The organism is Pseudoduganella buxea, assembly GCF_009720835.1.
GTDB lineage: Bacteria > Pseudomonadota > Gammaproteobacteria > Burkholderiales > Burkholderiaceae_D > Rugamonas > Rugamonas buxea.
In genome coordinates this window covers 106,425-122,155 of sequence record NZ_WNKZ01000007.1, presented here as the reverse complement: position 1 = coordinate 122,155, position 15,731 = coordinate 106,425, and the positions used below count along the sequence as shown (strand labels likewise).

The window sequence follows — 15,731 nt, the reverse complement described above, 5'->3', positions numbered from 1 at the left end:
TGGCCGTGTTCACGCCGGCGGCGGCCAGGCAGGTGAAGGCCGCCAGCTGCTCCGCCAACGGCGCCAGCCGCGCGCAGCTGGCGATGGCGCCTTCGGCGTCGCCCCGCACCGACTGCACCACGGCCTGCGTCAGCCAGGCCTGTGCATTGGCGGGCTGGCTGATCGTCACCGCTTCCAGGTCGGCCAGCGCGGCACCGAACTGGTGGCCGCTCTGCAGCAGCATGGCACGCAGCAGGCGCACCGCCGGCGGCGCATCGGCGCGCGGCCACCAGGGCGCCAGCGCGGCCTGCGCATGACCGAAATAGCGGGGATCGGTCTCGGCCCGCCCCAGCGCGATGTAGCGCCGCGCCAGCGCCAGCGCGGTATCGAGGTCGCGCGGCGATGCAGCCAGCCGGCGCCGCAACTGCGCGAGCTCCGGTGCCTCGGCACGCCGCGCCACGGTCGTCACGACTTCGCTGCCGGACCGCGGGCGATAGGGTTCCGCCGCGCAGCCGAAGGCGGCGGATGCCAGCGCAAGCGCCAGCCACGACAGCCGGTACTTCATGCTACTGCACCGCCTGCGGTTCCGTCGCGTCGGAACTGGTGACGGCGGCGTCGTCGAGCGGCGCAGGTTCGCCCTCGCCGTCCTGGCCAAACAGGCCCATGACGGCGGCAAAGAAGGCATCGCCGGCGGTGACGGGAGGCGGCGCCGGTGGCACCGGCGGGGGCGAGGCGGCATCGGTACCGCCGCCACCACCACCGCAGGCGGACAGCATCGAGATGGCACACAGCGCGGCGCACAGCGCGGCAAGGAGTTGACGTGTCATGTCGCTCTCCTTACTGCTGCGGCGAACCGGGCAGCGGCGGTTTCAGGTACGGGAAGGCCATCGTGAAGGCGGCATCGTCCAGGTAGGCGCCGTCCGTGAAGCGGATCGCGCCGGCCGGTGCGTCGGCCGGTACGCAGCCCAGGCTCAAGGTGCACAGCTTGCCCATGACGACGCGCAGCGCGATATCGACGACATCGTCGCCCGGCCTGCGCCCATTCGGAAAGCCGGCGTTGTCGCCGTCGATGACGCCCAGGCGCTTCTGCTTGCCCATCGCCACCGGCGCAATGGCCGTGTTCAGGCGCAGCATTTCGCTGGGCGTGACTTTCGCCGGCTGGTTCAGGCCCTTCACGCCCGTCAGGAAGGCGGCCACCAGGTCGTTGCGGGGGAAGTTGGTGGGGGCCTTGGCGCCGGCACTGCCGAACAGGGTTTCGACCAGCATCGGCAAGGTTGGATGAGTCACGTAGTCGGCGAACTGGGCGTCGCTCGACGGCTTGCTGTGGTTGAAGCGGTCCTTGTCCTTCAGGCCGATGACCACCTCGTTCACCAGCGGCATGCCCAGGCGCGACACCTGGGTCCAGGCCCCGCCCTCCTTCGACGCGCCCGTTCCCGTGCCCGGCGCCGGGTTGACCAGGCGGCCCTGGCGCACGCTGGCCGTGGTCCAGCCGCCGATAACGGGATCGGCGCCGCCGGGCGCCACCAGGCACGATGCGGCCACTTCCATGGCGATCGTCGTCACGTTCTTGTTGGACAGGTCGTCGCGGGCATTGCGCTCGGCGTTGGCGTTGAACTCGACGGCCGGCGCCTTGATGTTGACCAGGTCGAAGGTCTCGCCCAGGTTGACGACGAAGGGGTCCTTGCGCTGGCCGACGAACATCCGCGCCGGCACTTCGCAGCCGGGGATCTTCACTTCGTACACGTGCCTGGCCGCATAACCGGCGTAGTCGGGAATCGACTTCCTGCCGATATTGTCGATCGGCTTGTCGAAGGTGATGCCGCCGTCCACGTTCGAGACGGCGCCCTTGGTGCCGCCGCGCCGGTCGCCGCGCACGACGGTGACGGCATAGGTTTCCCGCACATTGGTACCGGCCGCGTTGGCGCCGTCGATGGCGCCGCCGTTGATCACCAGCGGTATCGACACCTTCTTGCCGCCCACGGTGAACTGGGCATCCTTGTTGGTATTGGTGAAGCGGAACTGGAACGTCAGGTCTTCTTTCGCGTCACCATTGTTATCGATATGGATTTCGTACAGCGCGTTCGGGTCCAGCATGAAGTAGTTCGGCCCGCCGTACGGGTCTTGCAGCGGCACATAGTCGGCGATCAGGGTGACGAAGCGCTCGCGCCCCGGCTCGTAGGAACGGAACATATAGAAGTCGGTCGCGTCGGCCTTCGGGATATTCGTGATGAAGGGCGCCTCGCGGTGGCTGGAAGCCTGCGCCTGCGCGGCCAGCAGCAGCGCCAGCATGGCGCCGACGGCCGGGTGTAACGGGTGTTTGAACGAAAGAGCCACGGTGATTCCTCCTGGGTGAAGCGTGAATGAGGATGCAACGTGGCTGTATACGCAACGGCGAGCGCGCCGGATTCAATTTTTTTAACTTTATTTTTGGACTTCGGAAAAACCGGGTACAGTCCCCTGTTGTCGGGCAACAGTTGCCGCAAAACAGGGGACTGTCCCCGGTTTCGCCGATGTAGAACCTGCCGTCAGCGGTAGCGGTACAGGGGGCGGGGAATGTCGATGGGCCGCACGTCGAGGCGGATATTGAGGACCGAGTAGGCTTCGGCCACGCTGGAAATGTAGCCGACACTTTCCGGCGTCTTCGTGAAGCGGAACTCGAAGCACACTTCCGGCGTCGTGCTGCGCGGATTGCCGCTGGCGATGCCGATGGCTTCTTCCTGGTCGCTGTCGATCAGCCTTTCCATCAGCTGGACCACGGCGTTGCTGCCCAGGATGTCGTTGCTGTAGACGGGGCCGCGCAGGGCCGTGCGGGCCGGGTCGAGCCGGCCGCCCGCCTTGTCCGGCGACGGCGTGAAGCTGTGCGTGATGATGTTGAAGCGGTCGCCCCGGTCCAGGTAACTGATGCGCACATTGCTGACATTGAAGTCAGGCTTGCTCTTGTCCCACACGGCCTGCGACGTATCGATCAGCAGCGCGCCGCTGTAGCCGATCACTTCCACCTCGCGCTGGGCGTTGATGACCATTGCGCTGTCCTCGTCGATGCCCAGTCCCATCTTGTAGTTCTTGGCCAGCATGGCCGGAATCATCCGGGCGAATCGGCCACGCACCAGCAGGTGCTGGTCGACGAAGACGTCGTCGCCGATGAAACCCAGGCCCGGCGCGATCTCCTGCCCTTCCGTGACCCCGCCGCGCAGCATGGCCAGGATGGCGCGCGGGTTGTGGAACATGGTGCTGCTCATGATGGCCGCACCGGCGCTCGTCCCGGCCACCACGCCGCCGCGGCGGTACAGGTCCCATACGGCTTCCAGCGCCGCCGTGCGGGTGCCGTCCTCGCGCACCAGTGCCTTCGTGATGCGGCTCTGGTCACCGCCGGCGAAATACACGCCGTCGGCCTTGCGGATCTTCTCGGCCAGCGCCGTGTCGTCGGCCGCCTTGCGGTAGTCGCTGCCGGCCAGCCGCACGGCCACCGGCACGGCGAAGGCATCGGCGCCATATTTTTTCAGGTAGCCGATGATGGTGTTGGCCACCGGCTCGGGCGTGCCGGAGGCGGAAGGGAACACGGCGATGCGGGCGCCCTTGCCGCCGGCCAGGCTGACGATCTTCTGCCACACGTCCGCATTGTCGCCGCGCAGGCCGCCGCCGATGATGACGAGCGATCCCTTGGCCACCGGCAGCGGCGCACGCGGCGCCGTCGGCTCGGCCACGACCCTCTCCGGCTCGGCCAGGGCGGCGCCATGCAAGCCGGCCAGGCCGGCCAGCGCCACGCAAACGCGCAAGACATGAACGAACATCGGGCGGAACGACGGTGCGGACGACAGCCTGGCCATGCCTACTCCTTTGAAAGGATACCCTTACTTGAACACGTAATTCAGGCTGGCATAGTAACGCCGGCCACGCGGATCGGTGTACGTGGGATCGTAGCCTGAAATGAAGTAGTACGCCTGGTTCGAATAGGGCGGGCTCTTGTCGGCCAGGTTCTGCACCCCGGCGCGCACGCGCCACGCCCTGTTCACTTCCCACGCACCGGACAGGTTCCACAGCGAATACGAGGATACCCGGTTGGCCGCCACCACGCTGCCGTCGTCGACATTGATGGCCGAGTTCTGGTCCGTATAGCCGGACGAGTAGGTGTTCGACAGGCTGGTCGACAGGGGGCCGCGCTCCCAGTCGAAGGTAATGGTATGGCGCCAGCGCTGCACGGCCATGTCCGTGACGAAGCGCCCCAGGTTGCTGACGAAGGGGTCGCCCGGCCCGGTCTGCACCTTCGACTTGAGCACATAGGTACCGTTCAGGCGCCCACCCAGGCGGCCCACCGGCGTATCGATGCCGTGCAGGTCGACCATCAGGTCCAGGCCCCGCGCCACCTGGGCGCCGCGGTTTTCCTTGTGCAGCTCGATATAGTCGATGTAGTCGTCTTCGTCGCGGTGCACCAGGTCGCCGTACTTGTCCAGGTTCGACAGGATGATGTCGTCGCCGATCTCGCTGATCAGGTCCGTGCGGCGGATATTCCAGTAATCCAGGCTGGCCGTGACGTACCTGGTCGGCTCGATGACGATGCCGGCCGAGTACTGCCGGCTGCGCTCGGGCTTCAGGTCGGCATTGCTGTAGCGGCGCGTGTCCCAATTGCTGGCGCAGTCGGCGTAGTTGTTGTCGACGGTGGCGCAGTAGACCGGGTCCGGCAGGGTCGCCGTGGAGCTGTAGACGGTGGGGCGATACAGGTCCGTCATCGACGGCGCGCGGAAGCCCCGCCCGGCCGACGCACGCGCCATCAGCCATTTCGCCGGCGTGTAGCTGACGCCCAGTTTCGGGCTCAGCGCCCCGCCCACCTGCTCGTAATGGTCGTAGCGGGCCGAGAGCTGCGCCTGCCACTCCTTCGTGAACGGCGCCTGCACTTCGCCGAAGATGGCGGCCACGCGGCGCCGGTCGCTGGTGGCCTTGCCCCCTTCGGGCGCGGCGTCGTTGTTGATGTTATCGCTCATCAGGAGGGCGGACGGCGTGAAGTCGGTGCGCTCGCGCCGCACTTCGCCGCCGAAGGCCATGGCCAGGTCGCCGCCGGCCAGCGGCATCAGCGCCCGCGAGGCCTTGAAGTCGATCGAGTCCATCGTGCCGCGCGCATGCCGCACTTCCTCGTTGACCTGGATGCGGTCGATCAGCGCCTGCCCTTCCGCACCGGACGGGCCGAAGGGATTGATCAGGCCCGACGCGATCCCTTCCAGCAGCTCGTTGTACAGCAGGTAGCCGTGGGTGTCCTTGTCCTTGACGGTGTTGACGCTGTGGTTGATGCCGACGTCGTAATCCCAGCCCGCCACGGTGCCCTGCAGGCCGATCACGTAGCGCTGGCTTTCGCTGGTCAGTTCGCTGGTGCGGTTACCCGCCTCGGACAGACGCGTGCGCACTTCGATCTCGCCGGGAACGTCGTCGTCTTCCAGCGTATCGAGGCCGGTGCCGGCCAGCGCCGGGATGCGGCGGTAGTCGAGGTAGCCGGTGACGCGGGCGGACGAACCCACGTAGCTGGTGCGCGAGCGGCTCAGCGCCACTTCCGCATACAGCTGGTTGTTCGCGTCGAGCTTGAGCACGCCGCGCGTCAACAGGTTCTGTTTGTTCGACTTCGGATACAGCTCCGTGTCGCCCATGTAGTCGTAGGTGCAGGCGTCGACGCCGCCGGTGCCGTCCGGCAGGTACAGGTTGGCCGGCGGGCTGCAGTTCGGGATCGACAGGTTGATCTGCCGGTTCGTGATGGGCCGGCCATTGAGAAGGAAGCCGATTTCCTGCAGGTGGTCGCGCTGGGCCGACGTCAGGCGGATATTGCCCGGGCTCGTCCAGCTGGACAGCAGGTGCCCCAGCTGCTGCGGAATCCGCAGCTCGGGGATGAAGCTGCGCTGCGACGTGCGCAGCGCCTCGGTGCTCTGCACATCCAGCACGGCGAACACGTTGTAGCCGTCTGCCTGCAGGTCGCCCGCCCCCATGCTCAAGGTGGCCGTCTTCTTGCCGGCGCCGCCTTCGTCCGTGGCGCCCCGGTACACATTGGCCTCGACGCCGCGGAAGTCCTTGCGGGTGATGAAGTTGATCACGCCGCCGATGGCATCGGTGCCGTACAGGGCCGAGGCGCCGTCCATCAGCACTTCGACGCGGGCAATCGCCGCGGCCGGGATATTGTTCAGGTCCACGCCCGAATCGTCGCCGGGCGAGGCGAAGTTGGCCATGCGCCGGCCGTTCAGCAGGACCAGGGTCGATGAGGTGCCGATGCCGCGCAGGTTGGCGCTGTTGAAGCCGCGCTGGTCGCCGCCGACATTGATGCTGACGCCGTCCGTCAGCCCGCCCACGTTGGCCGAGATGCGCGACATCAGTTCGGCCGCCGTCGTCACGCCGGCCTTGTCGATTTCCTCGCGCGTGACGATCTGCACCGGCAGCGGGGTTTCCGATTCGATCTGGCGGATGGCCGACCCGGTGATCTCGACGCGGGGCATCGGCACGGTGCCGGGCGCCGCCGTTTGTGCCTGCACGCCCACTGCCGTCAGGCCCAGCGCCGCCAGGCTGGCCGCGTGAAGCCCGCGCGTGCACGACTGGCGTACCGCCCGTGCGACGGTGGTAAGGCACGTTTCGGCATGGCGGTCGTGGCGATATGGCTTGCTCATCAAAGCTCCTGAACTGTTGTGCGCCGGTGGGGCCGCCAGACCATTCGAGGAACGCATGCACGACGCTTGCAGAAAACACGACGACGGCGCTCAGGATAGGCTTGGCCGTCCGGCAATATTAAAAGAACGATAGTTTTATCGTACGCAGGTCGACGGCAAAACTCAACCCATACACACCCGCACGCCACGAATTGGCACGAAGTGATGGGTCGCAGCCACGCCCCGCACGGGACGTGCACGACCGTCGCGCCTTCAGCGCGCCGCTTTGGTGCGATAGGGATCGACCACGCACCGCTCCATCAGGGCCTCGGGCAGCGCGGGCGGCGCGAAGCCGTAGCGGGCATACAGGCCTGGCGCCGTCATCGTGGCCAGCATGAAGCGGCGCAGCCCTTGCAGGTCCGGATGCGCCATCACGGCATCCATCAGCCGCGTGCTGTGGCCCTGGCCGCGGTGGCCGCAACAGACGAAGACGTCGAGCAGATAGGCATAGGTGGCCGTGTCGGTGACGACGCGGGCGAACGCCACCTGGGTGCCGTCCTCCGCGTAGACCCCGAAGCACAACGAATGGTCGATGGCCCGCTGCAGCAGCGCGCGTGGGATGCCCAGCGCCCAGGTGGATTCCTCGGCCAGGAAGCGGTGGATCATGGCGACGTCGAGGCGCGCCTTGTCGGTGTCGACGGTATAGCGGCCCGTCATCAGCGCCCCTTCAGGTAGCGTTCAGGCAGCGGGTGGCGGTCCGATTCGGCCTGCCACACGAGCGACTGTACCCACCAGCGCTGGCCGTCGTGGATCAGCTGGATGCTGTTGATACCGCGCTGGAACGGCTTCGCCTCATCCTGGGCGTGGCGCGATTCGTAGGTGGAGAAGACGTGGGCGATCTGGCCGAACTGCTCGCTGCGCCGCGCCAGCTCGGACTCGAAGAAGCCTTCCTTGGCAAACAGCGGCGTGACGCGGCCGATATAGTCTTCCACCGTCAGCACGCGCGTGGTGGTGCCGCCTTCCTTGTTCGGGCCATGCACGATCATGCGCCCGTCCGGGCGGAACAGCGCGCGCAGCCGGTCCCAGTCGCGCGCCTTGCCGGCCGGGCCGGAGATGGTGTCGTACAGCGCGGCGACGACGCCGTCCACGCTGGCGGTGTCGGCCATCCTGGGGCCGGCGGCCTGCTGGGCCGAGGCGCCGCCGGCCAGGGCGGCCAGCAAGGTCAAACCGAGTACCAACTTCTTCATCGCAGCTCCCTATCGACAAAAACACAACGATAACACCGCCGGTGTCAGGCCGACTAAAAGGCCGCCGCCGGGCAAACCTTGTTTATAATCAGGCAAAGGGGCCCCAATGCCGCGCCGGGGTTTCACAACAACCGGACCCACATCATGACTGCACAACTCTCCAAAAAGGGCGAGGCCTGGTCGGCTCGCTTCTCCGAACCCGTCTCCGATCTCGTCAAACGCTATACCGCTTCCGTCTTCTTCGACAAGCGCATGGCCAAGGCCGACATCGAAGGCTCGCTGGCCCACGCCGAAATGCTGGCGGCACAAGGCATCATCCCGACGGCCGACCTGGAAGCGATCCGTGGCGGCATGGCCCGGATTGGCCAGGAGATCGACGGCGGCCAGTTCGAATGGCTGCTCGACCTGGAAGACGTGCACCTGAATATCGAGAAGCGCCTGACCGAACTGGTGGGCGACGCCGGCAAGCGCCTGCACACGGGCCGCTCCCGCAACGACCAGGTGGCCACCGACATCCGCCTGTACGTGCGCACCGCCATCGACGACATCACGGGCCTGCTGGCGCAGCTGCGCGGCGCCCTGGTCGACCTGGCCGAACAGCACGCCGACACCATCCTGCCCGGCTTCACGCACATGCAGGTGGCCCAGCCGATCACGTTCGGCCACCACATGCTGGCCTATGTCGAAATGTTCGGCCGCGATGCCGAGCGCATGGCCGACTGCCGCAAGCGCGTCAACCGCCTGCCGCTGGGCGCGGCCGCGCTGGCCGGCACCACCTTCCCCATCGACCGGCCGCGCGTGGCGCAGACGCTGGGCTTCGACGACGTCTGCCACAACTCGCTGGACGCCGTGTCGGACCGCGATTTCGCCATCGAATTCACGGCCGCCGCCTCCCTGATCATGATGCACGTGTCGCGCATGTCGGAAGAACTGGTGATCTGGATGAGCCCACGGGTGGGCTTCATCGACATCGCCGACCGCTTCTGCACCGGCTCGTCGATCATGCCGCAGAAGAAAAATCCGGACGTGCCGGAACTGGCACGGGGCAAGACGGGCCGCGTCTACGGCCACCTGATGGCCCTGCTGACCCTGATGAAGGGCCAGCCGCTGGCCTACAACAAGGACAACCAGGAAGACAAGGAACCCCTGTTCGACACGGTCGATACCGTCGTCGACACGCTGCGCATCTTCGCCGACATGGCCGGCGGCATCACCGTCAAGCCCGAAGCGATGCGCGCGGCCGCGCTGCAGGGCTATGCCACCGCCACCGACCTGGCCGACTACCTGGTCAAGAAGGGCCTGCCCTTCCGTGACGCCCACGAAGCCGTGGCCCACGCCGTGCGCCAGTGCGTCGATGCCGGCTGCGACCTGGCCGACCTGTCGCTGGAACAGCTGCAGGCCTTCTCGCCGCTGGTGGGCGAGGACGTGTTCGCCGTGCTGACCCTGGAAGGCTCCGTCGCCGCGCGCGACCACGTGGGCGGCACCGCGCCGAACCAGGTGCGCGCCGCGATTGCCCGCGTCAGGAGCCAGCTCGCCATGTAGCGCGTCCTTTTCGTCACGCGGCATCATCATCGACCTGAAAACCGGGCGCCAACGCAGCGCCCTTCGAGGAGTGAGGAGACACCATGCTGTTTGTATCGCGGGCAATCGACAAACTGAACGACACCATCGCCACGGCCGTATCCTGGGCCCTGCTGCTGGCGGTGCTGATCTGCGCCGGCAACGCGCTGATCCGCTATTCGCTCAATATGAGTTCCAACGCCTGGCTGGAAATCCAGTGGTACCTGTTCGCCGCTGTGTTCATGCTGGCTTCCCCCCACACGTTGCGGCGTGACGAGCACGTGCGCATCGACGTCGTCACCGGGCGCTTCTCGCGCCGCACCCAGGTCTGGCTCGACCTGCTCGGCTTCGTCTTCTTCCTGATGCCGGTCTGCCTGGTCATCCTGTACTACGGCATTCCGTTCGGGCTCGAATCGCTGCGCAGCGGCGAGATGTCCAGCAATTCCGGCGGCCTGATCGTCTGGCCCGCCAAGCTGCTGGTGGCCGTCGGCTTCGCGCTGATGATCCTGCAGGGCGTATCCGAAATGATCAAGCGCGTGGCCTATCTGCAGGGCCGGCTCGACGCCAGCGCCTTCACCAAGCACGCCGTCACGCCCGAAGAAGAAATCGCGGCGATCAAGAACGCCAATCACCTTACCTGAAGGACCGACTTCACAATGGAAGCCTTCCTGATCGCCAATATGGCGCCCATCATGTTCGGGGCGCTCGTCGTATTCCTGCTCTCCGGTTTTCCCGTCGCCTTCGCGCTGGCCGCCAACGGCCTGCTGTTCGGGCTTCTCGGCATCGAATTGGGCCTGTTGAAGCCCGAACTGCTGCAGGCGCTGCCGAACCGGATCTTCGGCATCATGGCCAACGATACCCTGCTGGCCATTCCCTTCTTCACCTTCATGGGCCTGATCCTGGAGCGTTCCGGCATGGCCGAGGACCTGCTCGACACCATCGGCCAGCTGTTCGGCCCCATCCGCGGCGGCGTGGCCTATGCCGTCATCTTCGTCGGCGCCCTGCTGGCGGCCACCACGGGCGTGGTGGCGGCCTCCGTCATCTCGATGGGCCTGATCTCGCTGCCCGTGATGCTGCGCTACGGTTACGACAAGCGCCTCGCCACCGGCGTCATCGCCGCCTCCGGCACGCTGGCCCAGATCATTCCGCCGTCGCTGGTGCTGATCGTCATGGCCGACCAGCTGGGCCGCTCGGTGGGTGACATGTACAAGGCCGCTTTTGTCCCGGGCCTGCTGCTGACGGCGATGTATGCCGGCTATGTGCTGGCCGTGTCGATCTTCAAGCCGCACCATGCACCGGCGCTGCCGGAAGAGGCGCGCAACCTGAAGGAGCCGAACGGCGACTCCGGCGTGCGTTCGCTGCTGGTGCTGGTGGCGGCCACGGTCGCTGCGTCCTACGGCTTCGCGCACTACTATGAAAGCAGCCACCCCGAGGCGCATGCCGACGAAGTGGGCATCTTCTCGGCGGCGCTGGGCATCATCGGGGCCTTCGCCTTCGCTTGTGCCAACCGCTACCTGAAACTGGGCCTGCTGTCGAAGATGGCCGAGAAGATCGTGTTCGTGCTGATCCCGCCGCTGGCGCTGATCTTCCTCGTGCTGGGCACCATCTTCATCGGCCTGGCCACGCCCACCGAAGGCGGCGGCATGGGCGCGCTGGGCGCGATCCTGCTGGCGATGATGAACCGGCGGCTGAGCTGGAGCCTGTTGCAGCAGGCGATGATGTCGACCACGCGCCTGTCGTGCTTCGTCATCTTCATCCTGATCGGCTCGACCGTATTTGCCCTGGTATTCCGCGGCGTGAACGGCGACTTGTGGGTCGAGCACCTGCTGACGAACCTGCCCGGCGGCGTGACGGGCTTCCTTATCGTCGTCAACATCATGTTCTTCGGCCTGGCCTTCTTCCTCGACTTCTTCGAGCTGGCCTTCATCCTCGTGCCGCTGGTGGGGCCGGTGGCGGAAAAGCTGGGGATCGACCTGATCTGGTTCGGCGTGCTGCTGGGCGTGAACATGCAGACGTCGTTCATGCACCCGCCGTTCGGCTTCGCGCTGTTCTACCTGCGTTCGGTCGCGCCGAAGGAGGTCAAGACCTCCGACATCTACTGGGGCGCGATTCCGTTCGTGTGCATCCAGGTGGTGATGGTGACGCTGATCATCGCCTTCCCCAACCTGGTCTCGGTGGCCACCAAGACGGACATGACGGAACAGCTGGAACTGCAGATCGAGGCGCCGGCCGACTACGGCACGCCGCCGTCGGAGACGCCGAAGGAGGAAGAGTCGCCGCAGTTGAACTTCTCGACGGACGAGGCGGAGAAAAAATAATGGGGAACCGGCCGGCTGCCGCCGGCCGGTCAGGCGGCTAGTGCGTCACCAGCTTCGACAGCACGGCAAACGCGGCCCCGGTCTGGTCCTTGTCGATGATGAGCGTGAGCTCCGAATGCGTCGAGATCAGGTTGACCAGGTTGATCTTGTCCCATGCCAGCTTCTTCAGGATGGCGTGGTAGATGCCCGGGGTGCGGTGCGATTCGGCTGTCAGCTGCAAGGTGACGGCGTTCAGGTTTTCCAGCCGCGCCAGCTGGCGCTCGCCGGCGAAGACTTCCTCGACGAGGGGAATCAACAGGCGGCTGCAGATCACCATCACTTCATTGACGCCACGCGTCACGGTCAGGAACAGGTCGCGGCGCCGGCCGGCCTGCGCCAGCAGCTGGCGGTGGCACTCGTCGGTGCATTCGGACTGGCGGTAGGTCAGTTCGACCAGGTCGGTGCGGGCCGTCAGTTGCCCGGTTTTCTGGGCCAGCACGATATCGCTGGCGGCATGGTCCGGCAGGCGCTCGGACACGCGGCGCAGGGCCATCACGACGGCCGCCTGGCCGACCGGCTTCCACAAATCGCTTTCCAGCTGCGGCTGCAACTGGCGCGCCAGTTCCGACAGGTTGATCAAACCGCGCCGCAATCCTTCGCTGAGGAAGGGCGAGTCCATGACGATGCGTTCTACTTTGGTAGCAATGGACAGCATGGCAATTGCCCGCAAGGGCATCCTTTCTGAATGAACAGGAAATACGCCACTCCGCCGCGGGCAGCGGAGAATGGCATGTCTGAATTTTCAAGAGACGCGGCGACGCCCGTGCATCGAGCCGGCGTGGACGCGGAAAGGTTGCTGCCTATGTGGGTGGCGCGACGGCGCCCGGCCGGTAAAGGGGGATGTGCGTACTAATGAGAAGGCCAGATTCGTGTTTCATGATTGCGTCCCTGAAGTTTGCCTCAGCGCGAAAGGAAGGCGAAACTGCTGACGCTCGCGAGGTCCGTTTCCGGTCGTCGGCGGCGATGCTGGTTCCGACACGTTCCTGGAGCACCCTGCGAGCCTGACTGGTTCCACTGGCGGGAACTTCCGCGGCTCATCCGGTACTCACTACCCCTTACCCAGCTGCGCTGTCTTATATAAGCCCGTCGGGCATACGTGGCCGTTCGGTGCCACTGTAGTGTACGGTGCCAGATTCATTCATGGCAACTGCCGCACGCGCGTTTTGTTGCATGCATCACGAAAATGTTTTTTGTGCTTAAATGCCGTGCGGCAATCCGTCGACCTACACAATAAACATAATGTTCACGCGAGCAATACTGCGCTTACCGAAAGTCGAACCTGTCTCATTCTTAACAAAATTCGGCCACGCGACTCATTTCTCAAGTTTTTTGACAGCCCGACAAGGGGAGGAATAGTGTGCCGACACCCGCCCCATCCGGCGGCCCGCCTTCCCCCACACCCGCACTATTTGGAGATGAGATGAACCTTCGTTTGAGCATCATTGCGGCCGCTATCGCGGCACTCCCTGCTCTGCATGCGAACGCCCAGACCCGTGGCGTCCTCCCAGAGAGCCTGATGGCCGCCCCGGTCCAGCCCATGAACGCCACCGCCAAAGCCAATATCGAAAACCGTCTCGCCGCACGCCGGGCCGCGGCAGGCCTGGATGACGAACATGGCTACAAGATCACGCTGCAGCACCCGGGCGAGGCTGGTACGCGCATCACGCGCGCCCAGCACACCTACCGTGGCCTGCGCGTGTTCGGCTCCGAATCGGTCGTGGTCAGCGATGACGACGGTGAAGTGATCAGCGAGTCCGCGTCGGACCGCCGCCGTGGCCTGGACAGCTCGCGTGCTGCCGTGGCCGGTGGCCAGGGCCTGCCGGATGTGACGGCGACGGTCTCCGCCGACGAAGCCATCAACAGCGTCGTCAAGCGCGTCGCGCCGGTCGGCGTGCACCGCTGGAAGCCGGAAGCCGAACTGCTGATCTACCCTGTGATGAAAACGGTGCGCGTGGCGGGCGCCGAGAAGAAGGCGGAAGCGGCGCTGAACGCGCTGGACCTGGAAGAAGTGGTCGACCGTTACGAACTGGCCTACCTGGTCAAGACGCGCATGGCCACCGGCAAGAAACTGGTGTACCGCGACACCATCGTCAGCGCCAAGACGGGTGCCGTGCTGCAGGAATGGAACGCGCTGCAGACCGTCGTCGGCCAAGGCAAGAGCCAGTACAACGGCACCGTGCCGATCAACACCACGCTGTCAGGCAGCACCTACCAGATGCTGGACGCGACGCGCGGTACCGGCGGCAAGTTCGGCGGCGCGGCCATCACGAACGCCAACCACAGCCCCGAAAGCAATCCGCAGCCCGGCTCGATCTACACCAACACCACCAACGTGTGGGGCGACGGCCAGCAGTACATCAACGGCGGCAGCACCACCAACGCCAATGGCCAGACCGCGGCCGTGAACGCGCTGTGGGGCCTGATGAACACCTACGACACGATGAAGAACGTGATCGGCTGGCGCAGCCTGGACGGCAACAACACGGCAACCTACATCGCCGTCCACGTCGACAACCAGTACGACAACGCCTTCTTCGATCCGAACTGCAAATGCATGTTCATCGGCGACGGCAACAGCTTCAAGAACCTGGGTTCGATCGACGTCATCGGCCACGAGATGGGTCACGGTGTCACGGACGCCACGTCGAACCTGGTCTATGCCGGCGAATCGGGCGGCCTGAACGAATCGAACTCGGACATCCAGGGCGAGATGACGGAAGCCTACGCACGTGCCGGCGGTACCGGCACCGTGATCCCGGCATCGGGCAACGACTGGGTGATGGGCGCCGAAATCAGCAAGACCGGCACGCCACTGCGCTACATGTACAAGCCGAGCAAGGACGGCTCCAGCCCGAACGCCTGGAGCAGCACGATCAAGAACATCGACGTGCACTACAGCTCGGGCCCGAACAACCGCATGTTCTACTTCCTGGCCAACGGTTCGAACGCCACCAGCACCAGCGACTACTACAGCCAGTACCTGACGCAGAACCCGAAGAACATGACGGGTATCGGCAGCGACAAGGCCTTCCGTATCTGGTTCAAGGCCAATACCACCAAGTTCACCTCGTCGACCAACTATGCCGACGCGCGCAACAAGGTGCTGCAGGCAGCGGAAGAACTGTATGGCGTGGGCAGCAAGGAAGCCACGGCCGTCAAGCGTGCCTACGCCGCCATCAACGTCGGTACCGACGTGCCTGAAACGGCCGGCGGCACGGGTGTGTCGATCACGACGCAGCCGGCCAGCCTGACCGTGGCTCCGGGCGGCACGGCACGCTTCACCGTGGCGGCCAGCGGCGGCACCGCACCTTACAGCTACAGGTGGTACAAGAACAATGCGCTGATCAGCGGTGCCACCGCGGCCACGTATTCGTTCACCGCGCAGTCGACCGACAACGGCGCCGTCTACAAGGCCACTGTAACGGATTCGTCGTCCACCCCCGTCACCGTCACCTCCGGTAACGCCACCCTGACCGTCAGCAGCACCGGCGGCGGCACCACCACCGAGCGCGTGACCAACGGCGGCTTCGAGTCGAGCACCACCGGCTGGGCCGGCACCACCGGCGCCATCGGCACCTTCACGGGCCAGACGGCCTACGAAGGCACCCGCTACGCCTACCTGGGCGGCAACGGCACCACGGCGACCGAGACGCTGACGCAAGCCGTCACGATCCCGTCCACCGCGACGGCGGCCAACTTGAGCTTCGCGCTGCATATCGACACGGCGGAAACGGGCAGCACGGTGTACGACAGGCTGGTGGTCACGGTGAAGAACAGCACCGGCGCGGTACTGGGCACCCTGGCGACGTACACCAACGTCAACGCGGCCGCCGGCTACCAGGTGCGTACCTTCAACCTGCTGCCGTACAAGGGCCAGACCGTGACGCTGTCGTTCGCCATGACGGAAGACTCGGCTGCGCAGACCTCGTTCGTGGTCGACAAGGTCAGCCTGCTGACCCAGTAAGCGACTAAGT

The 15,731-nt window shown here is 65.7% G+C and carries 11 protein-coding genes and 1 pseudogene; 4 read left to right on the top strand and 8 right to left on the bottom strand.

Translation table 11 applies throughout. The features are described 5' to 3' along the window. The 7 genes and pseudogenes from GM672_RS04720 to GM672_RS04690 all read right to left on the bottom strand — a co-directional run. Positions 1 to 544 (bottom strand): annotated as a pseudogene (locus GM672_RS04720) (hypothetical protein); the annotation flags it as partial. A 1-nt stretch (position 545) separates the two neighbouring features. After that, the gene (locus GM672_RS04715) at positions 546 to 806 is read right to left on the bottom strand and encodes a hypothetical protein (protein ID WP_155469371.1); all 261 of its coding nucleotides are present in this window, start codon (positions 804 to 806) and stop codon (positions 546 to 548) included. Between the two features lie 10 nt (positions 807 to 816). Further along, a complete protein-coding gene (locus tag GM672_RS04710) occupies positions 817 to 2,268 on the bottom strand; it encodes a DUF4331 domain-containing protein (RefSeq protein ID WP_155469379.1) in 1,452 nt (483 codons plus the stop codon). 236 nt (positions 2,269 to 2,504) lie between these two features. Continuing rightward, entirely contained in the window at positions 2,505 to 3,806 is a 1,302-nt protein-coding gene (locus GM672_RS04705; protein WP_229417551.1) for a cyanophycinase, read from the bottom strand. 24 nt (positions 3,807 to 3,830) lie between these two features. Then, complete coding sequence (locus GM672_RS04700; protein WP_155469370.1) at positions 3,831 to 6,614, bottom strand: TonB-dependent receptor; 2,784 nt, start codon at positions 6,612 to 6,614, stop codon at positions 3,831 to 3,833. A gap of 252 nt (positions 6,615 to 6,866) precedes the next feature. Further along, entirely contained in the window at positions 6,867 to 7,310 is a 444-nt protein-coding gene (locus tag GM672_RS04695; protein WP_155469369.1) for a GNAT family N-acetyltransferase, read from the bottom strand. Beyond that, positions 7,310 to 7,840, bottom strand: coding sequence for a hypothetical protein (locus GM672_RS04690; protein ID WP_170299931.1), 531 nt, complete (start codon positions 7,838 to 7,840; stop codon positions 7,310 to 7,312). Before GM672_RS04690 ends, GM672_RS04695 begins: the two co-directional genes overlap by 1 nt. Before the next feature lie 144 nt (positions 7,841 to 7,984). Between GM672_RS04690 and argH the strand changes: the two genes are divergently transcribed. The 3 genes from argH to GM672_RS04675 all read left to right on the top strand — a co-directional run bounded on the left by argH (position 7,985) and on the right by GM672_RS04675 (position 11,718). Continuing rightward, positions 7,985 to 9,382: an argininosuccinate lyase gene (gene argH, locus GM672_RS04685; RefSeq protein WP_155469368.1), complete on the top strand. Its 1,398-nt coding sequence runs from the start codon at positions 7,985 to 7,987 to the stop codon at positions 9,380 to 9,382. Positions 9,383 to 9,465: 83 nt separating this feature from the next. Beyond that, complete coding sequence (locus GM672_RS04680; protein ID WP_155469367.1) at positions 9,466 to 10,041, top strand: TRAP transporter small permease subunit; 576 nt, start codon at positions 9,466 to 9,468, stop codon at positions 10,039 to 10,041. Positions 10,042 to 10,056: 15 nt separating this feature from the next. Beyond that, complete coding sequence (locus tag GM672_RS04675; RefSeq protein ID WP_155469366.1) at positions 10,057 to 11,718, top strand: TRAP transporter large permease; 1,662 nt, start codon at positions 10,057 to 10,059, stop codon at positions 11,716 to 11,718. A 37-nt stretch (positions 11,719 to 11,755) separates the two neighbouring features. On the opposite strand, the gene GM672_RS04670 is transcribed toward GM672_RS04675, so the two are convergent. Continuing rightward, positions 11,756 to 12,412, bottom strand: a complete 657-nt coding sequence (locus GM672_RS04670; RefSeq protein WP_155469365.1) for a hypothetical protein — start codon at positions 12,410 to 12,412, stop codon at positions 11,756 to 11,758. 765 nt (positions 12,413 to 13,177) lie between these two features. On the opposite strand from GM672_RS04670, the gene GM672_RS04665 reads away from it, so the two are divergent. Next, positions 13,178 to 15,721, top strand: coding sequence for a M4 family metallopeptidase (locus GM672_RS04665; protein ID WP_155469364.1), 2,544 nt, complete (start codon positions 13,178 to 13,180; stop codon positions 15,719 to 15,721). Positions 15,722 to 15,731 lie beyond the last annotated feature (10 nt).

What these genes read in the sequence shown, in the direction of transcription:
- GM672_RS04715 (WP_155469371.1), bottom strand. Translation starts at nt 806, where the DNA reads ATGACACGTCAACTCCTTGCCGCGCTGTGCGCCGCGCTGTGTGCCATC.
- GM672_RS04710 (WP_155469379.1), bottom strand. Translation starts at nt 2,268, where the DNA reads ATGCTGGCGCTGCTGCTGGCCGCGCAGGCGCAGGCTTCCAGCCACCGC.
- GM672_RS04705 (WP_229417551.1), bottom strand. Translation starts at nt 3,806, where the DNA reads ATGGCCAGGCTGTCGTCCGCACCGTCGTTCCGCCCGATGTTCGTTCAT.
- GM672_RS04700 (WP_155469370.1), bottom strand. Translation starts at nt 6,614, where the DNA reads ATGAGCAAGCCATATCGCCACGACCGCCATGCCGAAACGTGCCTTACC.
- GM672_RS04695 (WP_155469369.1), bottom strand. Translation starts at nt 7,310, where the DNA reads ATGACGGGCCGCTATACCGTCGACACCGACAAGGCGCGCCTCGACGTC.
- GM672_RS04690 (WP_170299931.1), bottom strand. Translation starts at nt 7,840, where the DNA reads ATGAAGAAGTTGGTACTCGGTTTGACCTTGCTGGCCGCCCTGGCCGGC.
- argH (WP_155469368.1), top strand. Translation starts at nt 7,985, where the DNA reads ATGACTGCACAACTCTCCAAAAAGGGCGAGGCCTGGTCGGCTCGCTTC.
- GM672_RS04680 (WP_155469367.1), top strand. Translation starts at nt 9,466, where the DNA reads ATGCTGTTTGTATCGCGGGCAATCGACAAACTGAACGACACCATCGCC.
- GM672_RS04675 (WP_155469366.1), top strand. Translation starts at nt 10,057, where the DNA reads ATGGAAGCCTTCCTGATCGCCAATATGGCGCCCATCATGTTCGGGGCG.
- GM672_RS04670 (WP_155469365.1), bottom strand. Translation starts at nt 12,412, where the DNA reads ATGCTGTCCATTGCTACCAAAGTAGAACGCATCGTCATGGACTCGCCC.
- GM672_RS04665 (WP_155469364.1), top strand. Translation starts at nt 13,178, where the DNA reads ATGAACCTTCGTTTGAGCATCATTGCGGCCGCTATCGCGGCACTCCCT.